We start from the raw sequence: 15,343 nt of genomic DNA on the forward strand, positions 1-15,343 counted from the left end.
CCTGGCGCTTAATGATGACGCGACGAGACCACGTTACCTGGCTTGAGGCGGCGCAGCGCACGGCCATCGGCATCAAACACGTGGAACGCATGGCTGTCCGCCGACAAGGCCAGGTGCTCGCCGATGGCGATGGTGCGGTTGCCGTCGCCACGTACAACGACATCTTGTCCACCGGTGAGGCTGAGGTAGATGAAGTTGGCTTCGCCCAGATGCTCGACCAGATTGACCCGCCCGGTCAGTTGCTCGGAGCCGCTAGTGTTTTCGTGGATGTGCTCGGCACGCAGACCAAGGGTGACGCGCTCACCGACACGCACGGCACCGGGAGCAACATCAACCCGCAGCGACTGGCCGCCACCGATGGTCACTTGCAGGCCGTCGTCCAGCACCTCGGTGACGGTAGCGGGCAGCAGGTTCATCTTGGGTGATCCGATAAATCCGGCTACGAACAGGTTCTGCGGATGCTGATACAGCTCCAGTGGTGTACCGGCCTGCTGGATCTGACCATCATGCATGACCACGATCTTGTCGCCCAAAGTCATTGCTTCGACCTGATCGTGGGTCACGTAGACGATGGTGGCGGCCAGTTGCTTGTGCAGCTTGGCAATTTCCAGACGCGTTTGCACCCGCAAGGCGGCATCCAGATTCGACAGTGGTTCGTCAAACAGGAACAGGCGTGGTTTGCGCACGATGGCGCGGCCAATTGCGACCCGCTGGCGCTGACCGCCGGAGAGTTCGCGCGGCAGACGGTTGAGCAAGTGGTCGATCTTGAGGATGCCAGCGGCGTGGCGGATGCGCTCATCGATGTCGTGCTTGTTACTACCGGCGATCTTGAGACCGAAGGCCATGTTCTTGTAGACGTTCATGTGCGGATACAGCGCATAGCTCTGGAACACCATGGCGATGCCGCGTTTGGCCGGCGGCAGGTGATGGACCACCTCACCACCGATGGCCAGTTGCCCGCCGCTGATCTCTTCGAGCCCGCAGAGCATGCGCAGCAGGGTCGATTTGCCGCAGCCGGAAGGGCCGACCAGTACGCAGAATTCGCCGTCGCGGATGTCCAGATTGAGGCCGCTGAGGATGTCCTGCTTGCCGTCGTAGGTTTTTTTCAGGTCTTGAATACTGACGTTTGCCATGATGTGTCTCTTCGTCTTGTCGTATGTTGGGTTGGGTGCGATCTCAGGGTCTTACTTGACCGCTACTTGACGGCACCAGCAGTGAGGCCGCGAATGAGCTGGCGGGAGAACAGCGTATACAGGATCAGGATCGGAATCACTGCCAGCGACAGCGCTGCCAGTACCGAATTCCAGTCGGTCGCGTATTGCCCGATGAATTGCTGTACGCCGAGCGTCACGGTGCGAGTCTGCTCGCCGGGTGCCAGAATTAATGGGAACCACAGGTCATTCCAGGCCGGGATCATGGTGAATACCGCAACTGTAGCAATCGCTGGGCGGATCAGCGGCAGGATGATCTGGAAAAAAATCTTGAATTCACCGACGCCATCACAGCGCGCCGCATCCTTGAGCTCGGCCGGGATCTGGCGAATGAACTCGGACAGGATCATTACCGCCAGTGGCAGACCCTGAGCGGTATAGACCAGAATCAGCGCAGTGCGGGTGTTAATCAGATCCAGTGCAACCACCAGTTGCAGGATGGAGACGGTACCCAGACGGATCGGGATCATGATGCCGATGGCCATGAACAGCGTCATCAGGCGGTTGCCCCGGAACTTGTACTCCGACAATGCCCAGCCAGCCATCGCACCAAACAGTACGATCAGCACCAGCGAACCCAGTGTGACGATCAGGCTATTGCCGAAATAGAGCAGGAAGTGGGTGTTCGAGACCACCTTGTGAAAGCCGATGAGCGAAAAGCTGTCCGGCGTCGGCAAGGCCATCGGATTGTCGAAGATAGCCTGACGCGATTTGACTGAGTTGATCAGGATCAGGGCAATCGGGAACAGCGCAATGACGGCATATAGACATAGCACCAGATGGACCCAGATGTGACCGGCCGGGCCGAAGCTGCGTTGTACCAGGGTCGGGCGCAACGGCACCGACGTGAGGGTAGAAGATGACATGGAGGGCTCCTTACAGCGCATAGCGTGTCAGCTTGCGCTGCACCAGGTAAAAATAGCTACCGACACCCGCCAGAATCACCAGGAACATCAGGGTGGCGACAGCCGCACCCATGGTCGGGCTGCCAATCTGGGCCTGATAGCCGAAGAAAGTGCGGTAGAAGAAGGTACCCAGCAAATCGCTGGAATAGTTAGGACCGGCTAACGCGCCCTTGACTGAATAGATCAGATCAAAGGCATTGAAGTTGGCCACGAAGGTCAGAATGGTGACCAGTCCGAGGGTCGGCCAGATCAGTGGCAGCTTGATCTGCCAGAAGATGCGCCAGGCACTGGCACCTTCGGCATGGGCGGCTTCCAGGACTTCTTCAGGCACTGCCAGCAAGGCGGCGTAGATCAGCATCATCGGGATGCCGACGTATTGCCAGACCGAGATCAGTGACAGCGTCAGCAGCGCGGTCGACTCCTGACCGAGCCAGGGACCGAAATAATCGGCCAGTCCAACCAGACCCATGAGTTTCTCGCCGACACCCCACAGCGGCGAAATAATCAATTGCCAGATAAAGCCGATGATCACCACCGATAACAGGGTCGGCAAGAAAATCAGGGTGCGGTAGGTGCGGGCACCACGCAAGCCTTTAAGGCTGAACAGGGTCGCCAGCATCAGGCCGATCGGGTTCTGCAGCGCCATGTGGATACAGAAGAACTTCAGATTGTTCCACATCGCATTCCAGAATGCCTGCGACCAGTCAGAGTCGAACAGGATGGTGCGATAGTTGTCGAGGCCGACAAAGCTGGTCACGCCAGCGTCGTTGCTGGTGTAAAAGCCCTGGCGCAAGGTGTCCAGCAAGGGCAACGCGCTGAACAGGGAATAGATGAGCACGGCAGGCGCGAGGAAGAGCGCTATCTGCCAGTAACGAGCTGTTTTCACTGCAACTCCTAATACGAGACTTGCCAAAGCCGGACGGCGCAGCGCATGGCTGTCCGTCCGGGAAATTGAGCGGCACCGGAGTCGCCGCCCAAGTTGTTGCTATGCGCTTGGCTTATTGTTGTTGTGGCTTGTACCACTTGGCGAAGCCGGTCTGAATCTTGTTGGCAGCTTCTTGTGGTGTCATCTTGCCGTTGAGCACCTGGACGTTGACGTTCCACATTTCGTTTTCCATGCTTGGCGTGCCACGGTTCAGGATCTGCGCATTGACACGGATGGTCGATGAGCACGATTTACGCCAGTCGATCATTTGCTTGGCAATCGGGTCCTTGACCGAGATCAGGTGGTTCGACAACGAGAAGAAGCCGGTGACCTTGTTGGTGTAGATATCGGCAAACTCCTGTGAACCCAGCCATGCCAGGAACTTGTAGGCATCTTCCTTGTTCTTGGATTTCTTGTTGACGCCCATGCCGATGTCATTGTGGTCAGAGATATAGCAGGCGTCGCCAGCCTTTGGTACTGGCGGTGCGAATACGCCCATTTCCAGCTTGTTGGTGCCATTGGCGTTGAAGTAGGCGATATCCCACGAACCTGCTGCATAGACTGCGCCTTGGCCCAATGCAAACATGTTTTGACTGTCGCCATAGGTTTGCGCGGAGGCACCCTTGGACAGGTATTTGCCCAGCTTGGCTTCGTATTCCCAGGCATTCACGAATTGTGGATCGGTGAACTTGGCCTTGCCGGCAATGAGTGCCTTGCGGCCGGTTTCACCCTTCCAGTAGTTGGGGCCGACACCGGTAAAGAGCACTTGATGGGCTTCCCACTGATCGGCAGTACCCAGCACCAGCGGGGTGTACTTGCCATTGGCCTTGACCGTTTCCAGCAGCTTCAGGAATTCGGCTTCGGTCTTCGGCGGTTGCAGGTTCAGTTCCTTGAAGATCTTCTGGTTGTACAGGAAACCGTGGATCACAGAAGCCATCGGCATGCAGAAGGTGTCCTTGCCATCGTCAGTCTGCCAAGCCACCTTGGCCGAGGCCGGGAAGGATTCCATGCCAGGCTTGCCATCGAGTTTTTCCAGATGGCCCTTGTTGTAGAGTGACAGCGAGACGTCGAACGGACGGCAGGCGACCAGATCACCGGCAGTACCGCCGGCCAGACGGGCGGTCAGGCTGGAGTCATATTCGGTCGGTGCGGTGGGGGTGAACTTGACGGTAATGCCTGGATTTTTCTTTTCAAAAGCCGGGATCAGCACGTTTTCCCACAGTGCCAGATCGTCCACACGCCAGCTTTCGATGGTCAGTGTGCCAGCCTGAGCGACGCTGCTGCCGCCCAGCGCCATGGCCATGGTGCAGAACAGGGAACTGAGGACGAGGGCGTGCTTGCTGCGACTTTTCTTCACGGTTTGCATCAAAGGTCTCCTAGCTGTTTATCGTTGTTGAGAGCCGCTCTGAGCTTGCGAAACGTCCGTCAATACAGAGGCAGCGGCGCCACAGTAGCACCGCAGAAAATGTGATGCGAGGATCGCCATGTTGTCAGTTTGGTATTTTCCAAGTTATTGATTTTTAATGAAAATATTTATTTTTTGCTGCGATGGCGATTACAAAACATTACACAGCGGATGGGCTGTTCTGGCTGATGGCACAGTGGTAAAGGCTATGCGGGGAGACTGGCTGTATGTAAAGCGAGGAGAGATTGTTTAGACAAGGAAAGAAAACATCACACTTCTTTACAAAACATGAGCTCTGTTAATTGTCGCGGTTCGATACTGCTGTCGGTATGAATCCGGGATTGAGCAGTACCCGCAACATTTCATGGCGTACTACGTTTCTGACGGCAGGGACTGTCAGCTCCAGCTCGCGCAGCTGGAGATACTGACGGGCACTGCTTCGTGCCAGCAGGGGCCGTGCCTCTCTTAGTGCGGTCAGCAGCTCGAACGTGCGCTGCCTGAATGTCTGCGAGAGGACGTCGAAGTCGGGAGGATCGTTGAAATGACTGGGAATGCGCTTCCAGTCTTTCTCCAGGGTTAGCTGGAGCATACTGCCGGCGTGGAACTGGCTCTGGAAAAAGCGCCGCACGAATTGTCGCTCCGCCGGATCTGCCGCTGACATGGCCTGCTCAATTTCTGCCAACTTCTGCTCTTTCTGTTCGCGTGTCTCTCCCGATATCTTGTTATTCCATCTGGCCTTTGCCATTCGGGGCGCTAGTTCTAAAAGACGGTTGATTCGCTTCAGGAGCACATCCAGTAATTTACACTCGCTCAACGTGATGTCTGTTGGCTCGGATCCCTTGGCGATTGCACCAGGCAGGCCGGAGCTGCTGCTGACGCAAAGCAGCTTGCGGGCCAAGATGCGCCTGGATAAATCTACTCTCAGCGTAACGGATGGATCTGGCTGGGGTTCGGAGGCGATCGCGCCACGATTGCTGATGAGCATGACAACTCCAGTAAGGAAGGTAGGGGATAGATGTTCTCGTATTTAACCGATATTTTCGCAACTAAATTTCGATCCGTGCTTGGTAAATTGCTTAAACCAGCGGCCTCAGCTATAGTCTCCTGCGCTTTTCGATGCGCACCATAATGATAAAAATGAGACCAGAGGTCATGGGAGATATGCGGCACCGTCTGCTACGCGTGGTGACTACCTTGCTGCTACCGACATCGTTTGTGATGGCGGCGGGCGGGCACGAGTGTTGCCTTGCGGCGGCGCTAAACCCGCCTGCTGCAAGCACCATCATAGGCACGATTCCCTCACCTGTAGTAACAACACCGACAACTCAGAATTTCCCGGCACCATCTTCCTTACAGGTGGTGCACTGGTGGACTTCGGACGGTGAGCGCCGGGCTGTCTCGGTACTGATCAATAAGCTCGCCGAGCAGAATATTCAATGGCGCGACGCAGCCATTCCTGGCGGCGCCGGGATCGGTGCCGGCAAGGTACTCAAAAGCATGGTCCTGGCGGGTAATGCACCTGAGGTCACGCAGTTGAACGGTGTGATCTTTGGCGAATGGTCTGACCTTGGTCTGCTGCTGGAGCTGGATCGGGTAGCGACACAGGGCAGCTGGCAAAAGCTGCTGTTCCCGACGGTCTGGTCGCTGGTCAATAATCACGGCCATGTCGTCGCCGCGCCGTTAGGGATTCACCGCATTAATAATCTGTATTACAACACGGCCATTTTCAAACGCCTGGGAATGACGCCGCCGACCAGTTGGGACGAGTTTGATCAGGTCGCAACGCGTCTGCAGCAGGCTGGTATCACGCCGCTGGCGCAGAGCAGTGAAACGTGGCAGGTAGCCACTCTGTTTGAGACGCTGGCCCTGTCCGAGAGTGGTCCAGCCTATTACCGGCAGCTGTTTGTGGACGTCAGTCCCAAAGCCTTCGCCGACCCGCGCCTGCTGCATATCCTCAAGCGTTTGCGCAAGTTGCGCCAGTTCATGCCGCAGCCGGTTACGGAGCGGCCATGGACCGAGGTGGCCCATAGCCTGGCTGATGGCCGTGCAGCGATGTTCATCATGGGTGACTGGGTCAAGGGCGAATTCAATGCATGGGGCCTGAACGTGGATCAACAGTTTGGTTGCGCCGCCGTACCCGGGACCGCTGATTATCATTTGTACAGTATCGATACGCTGGCCATGTTTGCTGGCGACTATTCGCACCAGCCAGCGCAGGAAGTGCTGGCGCAGCTGATGATGTCGCCAGCTGTACAGGCCGATTACAACCGCTTCAAAGGCACCATTTCGGTCTGGCGCACGCCGGACCTGAACCGTATGGATCGTTGTTCTACCAATAGCTGGCGCACCTTCAGCAAGGGCGCGGCGTCACAGGCGCCGAGTCTGGTGCACCGGATGGCGACCGATGAGACCACCAAGGATGCCATCAGCGCCGAGGTGCGCCGCTTTTTCACGGATGAACGCGTCAGCGAACTGGAAGCACAGCAACGCCTGATATCGATTGCACGCGCCTTGCCGCATACGGCCAGGGGTGATTGAATATCCATTGAGCACCAACTGAGAACGAAAGCCTGTCATGACCCGCAAGATCCTGATCGTTGATGATGACCAGAAGACCCGTACGCTACTCAAGGCGTATCTGGAGAAAAACCAGTACGAGGTGCGTCTGGCACACAACGGTGAAACATTTCTGGCCGAGTTTCAGCGCTATGCCGATGAACTGTCCCTGGTGATTCTGGACGTGATGTTGCCTGACACCGATGGCTTTGCTTTGTGCAAAACGGTGCGTCACAAATCGAATGTACCGATCATCATGCTGACCGCCAGTTCGGATGAGACTGATCGGGTGGTCGGGCTGGAACTGGGTGCCGATGATTACATTGCCAAGCCTTATAGCCCGCGTGAGTTGCTGGCGCGAATCAAGGCAATTCATCGCCGCATGGGCGTGGAGACGAACAGTTTGCCGCGCTTTTATCGCTTTGTCGGCTTCACGCTCGATACCGTCGAGCGTACCTTGCTCGATAGTGCTGGGCAGTTGGTGCCGCTGACGGGCATGGATTATCAATTGCTCAAGTATTTTGTCGAACATCCCGGCGATGTGCTGGACCGCAATGTGCTCTCGGAAGAAACCCGCGGCCGCGATGCTGGTCCGCTGGACCGCTCGCTGGACGTGCAGATCAGCAAGTTGCGGCTACGCTTGAACGACGATGGCAAGCAGCCGCACCTGATCAAGACGGTGCGTGGCGCAGGCTATGTGTTTTCGGCTGATGTGACGGTGGCGGCAGCGTGAGGCGCTATGCCAGTCGATGATTTCGTGGTCAAGCCAGAGCTTGCTCCCAAGGCACCGCTAAGTACTGGCGCACGGCTCAAGGTGAAGCTGGTAGCGCTACTCAACGCGGTACTACCGAATTCCTTGCTGGGGCGCTTGTCGGTAGTGATGATTCTGGGGGTGCTGGTGACGCAACTGGCGGGTGGGCTGATCTGGGCTGCCCAGCTACGCTCCAAGTCTGAGAGTGAAACCCGGATTGCTGCCCGTCATCTGGCCCATAGCGCGGCCGCTGCGATCCGTTATTTCATGAGCTTGCCTGCCAATTATCGGCCCATCATGATCCAGCAACTGCGGGAAATGGGCGGCACCCGGTTTTTTATCGCGTCCAATGATGATCTGGTGCCCATCACCGCCATCGGCGGCAATCATCTGGCCGATCTGGCCGTCAACGAAGCCAGTGACACCCTCAAGGAAGATTTGCCGTTTCTACCCGACTTTCGTCTGGACTTTGCCTGGCCCGACAAGTTACAGGTTGCCAGCGATGGCCTGAAAATTGGTGACCTGCCAGAGAGCTGGGTACAGCACATTTTACTGGTCAAGCCGAATCCGGCGCCGGTGCTGGTGATTCAAACCCGCTTGGAGACTGGCAAGTGGCTGTATCTGGCAGCGTTGATGCCGAACCCGTATTTTCTGGATAGTGGCAATCCGCTCTGGCTGGACCGCGCTGTGCTGCAGGGCTTGTCACTGGCAGCGATTCTGTTGCTGACGATTTTGGTGGTGCGCTGGACGACGCGCCCGCTGGAAGCCTTGTCGGATGCTGCTGAAGCATTTGGCAAGGGCGAAACCGTTCCCGAGTTGCCGGAAACCGGCAGCCGCGAGTTCGTCAAGACGGCGCGCGCCTTCTCCGGTATGCGCGAACGTATCAAGCGCTATCTGGAAGACCGCGAGCGTTTGTTTGTCTCGATCTCGCATGACTTGCGTACGCCAATCACGCGGCTCAAGCTGCGTACCGAGTTGCTTGATGATGATCACATGCGCACGGAGTTCCATGATGATCTGGATGAGCTGGACATGATGGTCAAGGGGGCGCTGCAGTCGGTCAAGGATAGCGACATCCACGAAAACCGAACCGAGGTGAGGCTCGATGCGTTGATTGGCCGCATGATTCGTGATGCTGCCATGGCGGGCCATGAAATTGCCTTCACGCCGTCCGGCATCAATGTGATGGCGAAACCACTGGCACTTAAACGGGCCTTGGGCAATCTGTTCGACAATGCGCTGTTTTACGGCAAGAAGGTGGAGATTACGATTCGCCAGCAACCGTCAGCGGGCAGCGATCTGGTTGAAATCGAACTCCGCGATCATGGTCCCGGCGTCCCTGAAGAAGCGCTCAGCAGTTTGTTCCAGCCCTATGTACGGCTCGAACATGGACGTAGTAGTAATAGCACCGGGATGGGCCTGGGACTGGGTATTTCCCGCAATATCGTACAGGCTCACGGCGGTGAGCTGCTGTTGCGCAATCACCCCGAGGGGGGATTGATTGCGACTGTCATTCTTCCTGCGCGCTGAATTGCGCTATCGCTATCGCGCGAGGTCTTAAATCCTACTATCCAATATGGCCGGATGCCAGCGCCACCTGTCAGACTCGGGAGCTGACGGTCTTTCCGGCCCTGAGCGAATGCGCATTTGCGTCTCTGTTTGTCACGGATTGAGATTTTTGCAACAGTCGGGAATCGTAGTGGTGTCATCTCGATACTTGGTAATACGATGCCCCTGAATCCAGACGTCGCTGTGACGGCGGCAATCTGGTCCACTGCCGACAAAAGGGGAATGCCATGAACAAGCGTATCCGCATAGGAGGGGAGCTAGCACGTGCCGTGTTGATAGGCTTAGCCAGCGCGAGTCGGGAAGTGCTGATGTTACTCATACTGACACTGGCATTGCTAATGTTTGGTGCCGCACAGGCTGATGCGCTGCATCCACATGAAGATGACTCCGTTGATGATCTGGTGCGTGCTGCGCAAAACCCCGTCTCGACGATGATCAGCCTGCCGTTCCAGAATAATATGCAGCGGCTTGAGAATGGGGCGACGCTGAACTCACTGCTGATTCAACCTGTGATTCCCTTTCGGATCAACGAAGACTGGAATCTGATCACGCGCACCATCTTGCCGGTTGTCGCACTCTCGGCCCCACCAAATGGTGTGCAGCGCTGGGCATTAGGGGATATCCAGCAATCGTATTTCTTTTCCCCCAATGAGTTCTCCAATGCCGGGCAGGTCTGGGGTGCCGGGCCGATCGTATCGTATCCAACCGCGTCCAGCAAAGCTTATGGCTCTGGGAAATTAGGGCTGGGGCCCTCGTTTGTTGGGGTGCAGTTTAGTGGCCCCTGGGTGTTTGGCGGCTTGCTCAACAATATCTGGTCGGTAGCGGGAGACAGTGATCGCAACACGGTCAGCCAGATGTCTTTTCAGCCATTCATCAACTATAACTACAGTGACGGCTGGTTCGTGCAGAGCGCGCCGTTGATCACGGCCGACTGGAAGGCTACCGGTGGCAACAAATGGACAGTTCCGGTGGGCGGTGGCGGAGGCCGGACATTCAGGCTCGGCAATCAGCCGGTGACGAGTATCCTGACCGCCTTTTATAACGTGGAGCGGCCAGACGGCGGCCCGAAGTGGAACGTTCGCTTCCAGATGACCTTCATGTTCCCGCGTTGATCTCAGCCAGTCGGCTGCAACAGCTTGCGTAAAGTCGCAATGGTGTAGTCGACTTCAGCCGCTGTCGTATAACGGCCGAGGGAGATCCGGATGGCGCTGCGTGCCAACGCCTCGGAACGACCTAAGGCAGCCAGAACATAGGATGGTGCCGCATTGGCTGAGTTACAGGCCGAGCCGGCCGAGACCGCAATGTCGAGCAACTGGTTGGCAACCGTCATGCCAGGCCCCAGATCGATATCGAAGCTCACATTCAGGTTATGCGCAATACGTTGCTCAGCGTGGCCATTCAAGATCACGCCGGGCAGATCGCGCAAGCCATCCCACAAGCGTGTGCGCAGCGCGGTAATGCGTACCGTTTCTTCTTCCATCAGGCTCGATGCCAGCGCAAAGGCTTCGCCCATGCCAACAATCTGATGCGTAGCCAGCGTACCGGAACGCATCCCGTTTTCGTGACCACCACCATCAATCTGGGCTTCCAGTGCGAGTGCCGGATTGTGGCGTACAAACAGCGCTCCGATGCCCTTAGGACCATAGATCTTGTGGGCGCTGAAGGACATCAGGTCGACCTTGAGTGAACGCAGGTCAATCGGCAGCTTGCCAGCCGCCTGTACCGCATCGACATGGAACACGATGCCGCGGGCGGCGCAGAGTTCGCCGAGTTCGGCAATCGGTTGAATCACGCCAATTTCATTGTTGACCATCATGACCGACGCCAGGATGGTGTCCTCGCGCAGTGCAGCTTCGAATTGCGCGGTGCTGATCAGGCCATCCGCTTGCGGTTGCAGTACGGTCACGTCAAAGCCGCTACGTGCCAGCGTTTGCATGGTATCGAGTACTGCCTTGTGTTCGGTAGCGACGGTGATCAGATGCTTGCCACGTCCCTGTGCGCGCAGTGCTGTCGCGGCGCCCTTGAGCGCCAGATTATTGGACTCGGTGGCCCCTGAGGTCCAGACAATTTCACTGGTCTGCGCACCAATCAGCTTGGCGACCTGTTTGCGTGCCTTTTCAACCGCGGCCTTGGCTTCCCAGCCGAAGGTATGGGAGCTGCTGGCCGGATTGCCAAACTTTTCCGTCAGAAAGATGCACATTTTGGTGGCGACAATCGGGTCTACCGGTGTAGTGGCCGAGTAATCCAGATAGATAGGCAATTGCACGTCAGTGGCTGGCGCGACGGAGTCAGTGAGGGAGCTGGTACAGGCAGGGGCGTTCATGGCGGCGGCATTCAAAAGAGGGCTAACGACAGCGAAACTATAAGCATAGTCCAAAACGGTTAGTTGAAAAACGAATATAAAGTCATTTCAATGCATGATTTTCCAACTTTTGGACATGCAGAGTCGCGATAGTTCGACAATTCAATCGCTATTTTTTCGCATTAACTTATGCGAAATGATTATACTAAATTCGAATATAGATCGACCTATAATTCGAAAATCGTATAAAACAGTGTCGCATGGATATCAATCAACTCGAAGCCTTCTCGGCCGTCATGACCATTGGCAGCGTTACCGGAGCCGGGCGCAGCCTTGGCCGTTCGCAACCGGCCGTCAGCAAGGCGATTCAGGAGCTCGAGAGTGAGCTGGGTTATCCGCTGTTTGACCGCAACGGCCCACGAGTGACGCCGACTGACAAGGCCTTTCTGCTGTATGAAGAGGTGGAGCGCTCGCTGGTGGGCTTGCGCACCATTCGCAGCCGGGCTGAAGAGATCGGACGTGGTGAGCCGCAACCTTTGCATCTGGTGGCGACCCCGGCGCTGGCCTCAACCATAGCGCCAGCAGCCTTGCGGCTGGTACAGGACCAGTTGCCGGCACATGTTCAACTTCGCAGCGCCTCGGCCGAGCAGGTGGTGTATGCCGTATTGCACCGTACGGTGAATCTGGGGCTGACCAGCTTGCCGGTCGCGCATCGCGGCCTGGAGCTGCACTGGGTCGGGCAGGCCCCTTGCGTGGCGGTACTGCGCGCCGATCACCCACTGGCGGCATTGGCGACGCTCTCGCTTGAGGATTTACGCAGCCAGCCGCTGATTACCATGTCCAATCGTTATCGGCTGCGGCAACGGATCGATATGGCGCTGGCGCAAGACAAGCCACTGGCTGTGTCGATTGAAACCAACACCTCACTGAACGCCATGATGGCCGCGCACGCGGGTTTAGGCATCGCGCTGGTAGAGCCTATGACGGCGCTGGGTATGCCAATCGAAGGCGTTGCAATCCGCGCGCTGGCGGTCAATATTCCCTTTTATTTTGGCGTTGTGACGCCTTTTGGCAAGCCGGTCGATCATCTGACCGCCGCCTTGATTGACGCCGTGGAAGCGGCGTCAAAGACGATTTTGCCGGGCTTCGTCAAGCGTGCTGCCGGCGCGCATGACGAGTTGCTGTAACGATCAAATCAGTAAGACAAGAGGCCGATCATGGTGAACCAGACAGACAAGCAGGATCAGACTAACGCGCCAATCGGATTGGCAGCTCTGGAGGCAAGGCTGCAGCAGGAGCTTGATTGGCTGGAGCTACCGGCCAAGGCATGGATGCCAAGCCTGACCCGTGACGCCCAGCCGTTGCTGGAGGTGGCTATTATTGGCGGCGGTCAGGCCGGGATGGCAGCGGCTGCCTCCTTGCTGCATCTGGGAATCCCTGCTGTGATTTTCGATCAGTCGCCCGCTGGCTTTGAAGGACCGTGGGCGACTACGGCGCGCATGGAAACGCTGCGCTCTCCCAAGAAGCTGACCGGCCCGGCCTTGGGCTTTGGTGCCTTGACCTTTCGCGCCTGGTTCGAGGCGCAGTTTGGTCTGGAGGCGTGGGAGGCGCTGGACAAGATTCCGCGTTTGCAATGGATGGATTATTTGCGTTGGTATCGGCAGGTATTGAAGCTGGATATCCGCAACGAACACCGGGTCAAGGGCATCCTGCCGCAGCCCGATGGTGTGGTGCAGCTGCAGTTACAGACACCTGCCGGTGAGCAGGTCGTGCTGGCACGCCGGGTAGTGTTGGCGACCGGCCGTGATGGCCTCGGTGGTGCGCAATTGCCGGAGATCGCCAAAGAGGTGCCGCGCACACTGTGGGCACACTCGTCGGATGCAATGGATTACCAGCAACTGGCTGGCAAACGGATTGGCGTGATCGGTGCCGGTTCGTCGTCGATGGATAGCGCGGCGACGGCGCTTGAGTGTGGCGCTGCCAGCGTCGACCTGCTGATCCGGCGCACTGAGCTGCCGCGCATCAACAAGGGTAAGGGCGCCGGCAACCCCGGCCTGACGCATGGACATCTGCAGTTGCCGGATGCCTGGAAATGGCGCATCCGTCATTACGTCAACATTCAGCAGACGCCGCCTCCGACGGCCAGTGTGAGCCGGGTGTCGCGCTTTGCCAATACCCGTTTTATTTTTGGCGCGCCGATTGAGCGCATCGTCAGCACGGGTGACGGGGTGCAGGTACACACCCCTCGCGGCGTATTTGCCTATGATTTTCTGATTTTCTCCACCGGCTTTCGGGTGGACTGGAGCCAGCGTCCTGAATTTGACGCCATTGCGCCGCATATCCGACCCTGGGCAGCACGCTACACGCCACAGGCCGGTGAGGAAGATGCTGAGCTCTCCGCCTTGCCGGATCTCGGGCCGGTATTTGAGTTTCAGCAAGCGCAGCCGGGCGCTTTGCCGGGGCTGGAACGGGTTCATTGTTTCTGTTACCCGGCGGTACTCAGTCATGGCACGCTGTCGGGCGACATCCCCGCCATCAGCGATGGTGCACAGCGTCTGGCGCAAGGGATTGCCGCCTTGTTCTACCAGGAAGATATTGAATTCCACTACCGCAATATCGAGGCCTATGCTGAGCCGGAACTACGCGGTGATGAGTGGCAAGCCTGGAAGCCGGGGCAGGAAGACGTCCGCCCTGCACCCATCCTGCAGGAAGCAACACCGTGATCGGGCCATTGGTACGCAGCCTGTTGCAGGCGCTGGCGGTGTTGTTGCTGATGACGGTGATCGTGTTCTTTGGCTTGCACATGATCGGCAATCCGGTCGATACCCTGATCGGGCAGGATGTAGATCAGGTGGATCGGGTGCGCATTATCCATCAGCTGGGGCTGGATCAAACTATCGGACGTCAGTATCTGGCCTTCCTCAATGGCGCTCTGCACGGCAATCTGGGGAACAGCTTTGTGTATAACGAACCGGCGATCGGTCTCATGCTGCAACGCTTGCCTGCTACGCTGGAGCTGGCCGTGCTGGCCTTGCTATTGGCATTGTTATGCGGGATTCCTTTGGGCTTGCTGGCCGGGCTCTATCCGCAGCATCCATTGTCTCGACTGGTCATGACGGGCAGCATTCTGGGCTTTTCATTACCGACCTTCTGGATTGGCCTGATGCTGATCATGGCCTTCAGCGTCACGCTGGGCTGGTTGCCGTCGGGGGGGCGTGGTGCCACCGCCAGCTGGCTGGGCGTGCAATGGTCGTGGCTCACGATCGACGGCTGGCGGCATCTGATTTTGCCTGCGCTGAATTTATCGTTGTTCAAGATTTCACTGGTGATCCGACTGACCCGCGCCAACGTGCGTGAGGTGATGCCGATGGATTACGTGCGCTTTGCGCGGGCCAAGGGCCTGGCACCGCTGCGGGTGATTCTGATGTATGTGTTGCGCAATACCTTGATTCCACTGGTGACGGTGCTCGGCATGGAGTTTGGCTCGACTATTGCTTTCGCGGTGGTGACCGAAAGTATCTTTGCCTGGCCCGGCGCTGGCAAGCTGATTCTGGATAGCATCAATGCACTCGACCGGCCGGTAATTGTGGCTTACATGATGGTGATCGTATGTCTGTTCGTGAGCATCAACCTGATCGTTGATCTGCTCTACAAGCTGATGGATCCACGCGTACGGCAGGAGCTCAAGGCATGAGCGCTCAGGATAAACACCTGCGGGA

The 15,343-nt window shown here is 57.3% G+C and carries 13 protein-coding genes; 7 read left to right on the plus strand and 6 right to left on the minus strand.

Annotated features, from left to right (window positions below; genetic code table 11):
* Positions 1-8: 8 nt before the first annotated feature.
* The 5 genes from FHW66_RS08020 to FHW66_RS08040 form a co-directional block, all read right to left on the minus strand.
* Positions 9-1,133 carry an ABC transporter ATP-binding protein gene (locus tag FHW66_RS08020; protein WP_183379245.1) on the minus strand — a complete coding sequence of 375 codons (1,125 nt, stop codon included), beginning with the start codon at positions 1,131-1,133 and terminating at the stop codon, positions 9-11.
* 62 nt (positions 1,134-1,195) lie between these two features.
* On the minus strand, positions 1,196-2,077 hold the full coding sequence (locus tag FHW66_RS08025; RefSeq protein ID WP_183379246.1) for a carbohydrate ABC transporter permease: 882 nt from the start codon (positions 2,075-2,077) through the stop codon (positions 1,196-1,198).
* Between the two features lie 10 nt (positions 2,078-2,087).
* Complete coding sequence (locus tag FHW66_RS08030; RefSeq protein ID WP_183379247.1) at positions 2,088-3,002, minus strand: carbohydrate ABC transporter permease; 915 nt, start codon at positions 3,000-3,002, stop codon at positions 2,088-2,090.
* Positions 3,003-3,114: 112 nt separating this feature from the next.
* Complete coding sequence (locus FHW66_RS08035) at positions 3,115-4,407, minus strand: ABC transporter substrate-binding protein (RefSeq protein WP_183379248.1); 1,293 nt, start codon at positions 4,405-4,407, stop codon at positions 3,115-3,117.
* 337 nt (positions 4,408-4,744) lie between these two features.
* Positions 4,745-5,431: a hypothetical protein gene (locus FHW66_RS08040; RefSeq protein ID WP_183379249.1), complete on the minus strand. Its 687-nt coding sequence runs from the start codon at positions 5,429-5,431 to the stop codon at positions 4,745-4,747.
* A 152-nt stretch (positions 5,432-5,583) separates the two neighbouring features.
* On the opposite strand from FHW66_RS08040, the gene FHW66_RS08045 reads away from it, so the two are divergent.
* From FHW66_RS08045 to FHW66_RS08060, 4 genes are all read left to right on the plus strand, one after another.
* A complete protein-coding gene (locus FHW66_RS08045) occupies positions 5,584-6,984 on the plus strand; it encodes an ABC transporter substrate-binding protein (protein WP_255458869.1) in 1,401 nt (466 codons plus the stop codon).
* 37 nt (positions 6,985-7,021) lie between these two features.
* On the plus strand, positions 7,022-7,735 hold the full coding sequence (locus FHW66_RS08050) for a response regulator (protein ID WP_183379250.1): 714 nt from the start codon (positions 7,022-7,024) through the stop codon (positions 7,733-7,735).
* A 6-nt stretch (positions 7,736-7,741) separates the two neighbouring features.
* The gene (locus FHW66_RS08055) at positions 7,742-9,283 is read left to right on the plus strand and encodes an ATP-binding protein (protein WP_183379251.1); all 1,542 of its coding nucleotides are present in this window, start codon (positions 7,742-7,744) and stop codon (positions 9,281-9,283) included.
* A gap of 266 nt (positions 9,284-9,549) precedes the next feature.
* Positions 9,550-10,434, plus strand: a complete 885-nt coding sequence (locus FHW66_RS08060) for a neuromedin U (RefSeq protein WP_183379252.1) — start codon at positions 9,550-9,552, stop codon at positions 10,432-10,434.
* Positions 10,435-10,436: 2 nt separating this feature from the next.
* On the opposite strand, the gene FHW66_RS08065 is transcribed toward FHW66_RS08060, so the two are convergent.
* Positions 10,437-11,645 (minus strand): IscS subfamily cysteine desulfurase, encoded by a 1,209-nt coding sequence (locus FHW66_RS08065; protein ID WP_221196943.1) that lies wholly within the window; start codon positions 11,643-11,645, stop codon positions 10,437-10,439.
* Positions 11,646-11,884: 239 nt separating this feature from the next.
* Between FHW66_RS08065 and FHW66_RS08070 the strand changes: the two genes are divergently transcribed.
* From FHW66_RS08070 to FHW66_RS08080, 3 genes are read left to right on the plus strand one after another with little or no spacing between them, the layout of a single operon-like run.
* Complete coding sequence (locus tag FHW66_RS08070; protein ID WP_183379253.1) at positions 11,885-12,811, plus strand: LysR substrate-binding domain-containing protein; 927 nt, start codon at positions 11,885-11,887, stop codon at positions 12,809-12,811.
* 30 nt (positions 12,812-12,841) lie between these two features.
* On the plus strand, positions 12,842-14,347 hold the full coding sequence (locus FHW66_RS08075; RefSeq protein WP_183379254.1) for an NAD(P)-binding domain-containing protein: 1,506 nt from the start codon (positions 12,842-12,844) through the stop codon (positions 14,345-14,347).
* Positions 14,344-15,318, plus strand: a complete 975-nt coding sequence (locus FHW66_RS08080; RefSeq protein ID WP_183379255.1) for an ABC transporter permease — start codon at positions 14,344-14,346, stop codon at positions 15,316-15,318. Before FHW66_RS08075 ends, FHW66_RS08080 begins: the two co-directional genes overlap by 4 nt.
* Positions 15,319-15,343 lie beyond the last annotated feature (25 nt).

It is taken from the genome of Herbaspirillum sp. Sphag64 (assembly GCF_014192645.1).
Classification (GTDB): Bacteria; Pseudomonadota; Gammaproteobacteria; order Burkholderiales; family Burkholderiaceae_D; genus Herbaspirillum.

Excerpts from the sequence above, each read along its gene's own strand:
- FHW66_RS08070 (WP_183379253.1), top strand. The coding sequence starts at position 11,885 with ATGGATATCAATCAACTCGAAGCCTTCTCGGCCGTCATGACCATTGGC.
- FHW66_RS08025 (WP_183379246.1), bottom strand. The coding sequence starts at position 2,077 with ATGTCATCTTCTACCCTCACGTCGGTGCCGTTGCGCCCGACCCTGGTA.
- FHW66_RS08045 (WP_255458869.1), top strand. The coding sequence starts at position 5,584 with ATGAGACCAGAGGTCATGGGAGATATGCGGCACCGTCTGCTACGCGTG.
- FHW66_RS08035 (WP_183379248.1), bottom strand. The coding sequence starts at position 4,407 with ATGCAAACCGTGAAGAAAAGTCGCAGCAAGCACGCCCTCGTCCTCAGT.
- FHW66_RS08065 (WP_221196943.1), bottom strand. The coding sequence starts at position 11,645 with ATGAACGCCCCTGCCTGTACCAGCTCCCTCACTGACTCCGTCGCGCCA.
- FHW66_RS08040 (WP_183379249.1), bottom strand. The coding sequence starts at position 5,431 with ATGCTCATCAGCAATCGTGGCGCGATCGCCTCCGAACCCCAGCCAGAT.
- FHW66_RS08075 (WP_183379254.1), top strand. The coding sequence starts at position 12,842 with ATGGTGAACCAGACAGACAAGCAGGATCAGACTAACGCGCCAATCGGA.
- FHW66_RS08020 (WP_183379245.1), bottom strand. The coding sequence starts at position 1,133 with ATGGCAAACGTCAGTATTCAAGACCTGAAAAAAACCTACGACGGCAAG.
- FHW66_RS08055 (WP_183379251.1), top strand. The coding sequence starts at position 7,742 with ATGCCAGTCGATGATTTCGTGGTCAAGCCAGAGCTTGCTCCCAAGGCA.
- FHW66_RS08050 (WP_183379250.1), top strand. The coding sequence starts at position 7,022 with ATGACCCGCAAGATCCTGATCGTTGATGATGACCAGAAGACCCGTACG.
- FHW66_RS08060 (WP_183379252.1), top strand. The coding sequence starts at position 9,550 with ATGAACAAGCGTATCCGCATAGGAGGGGAGCTAGCACGTGCCGTGTTG.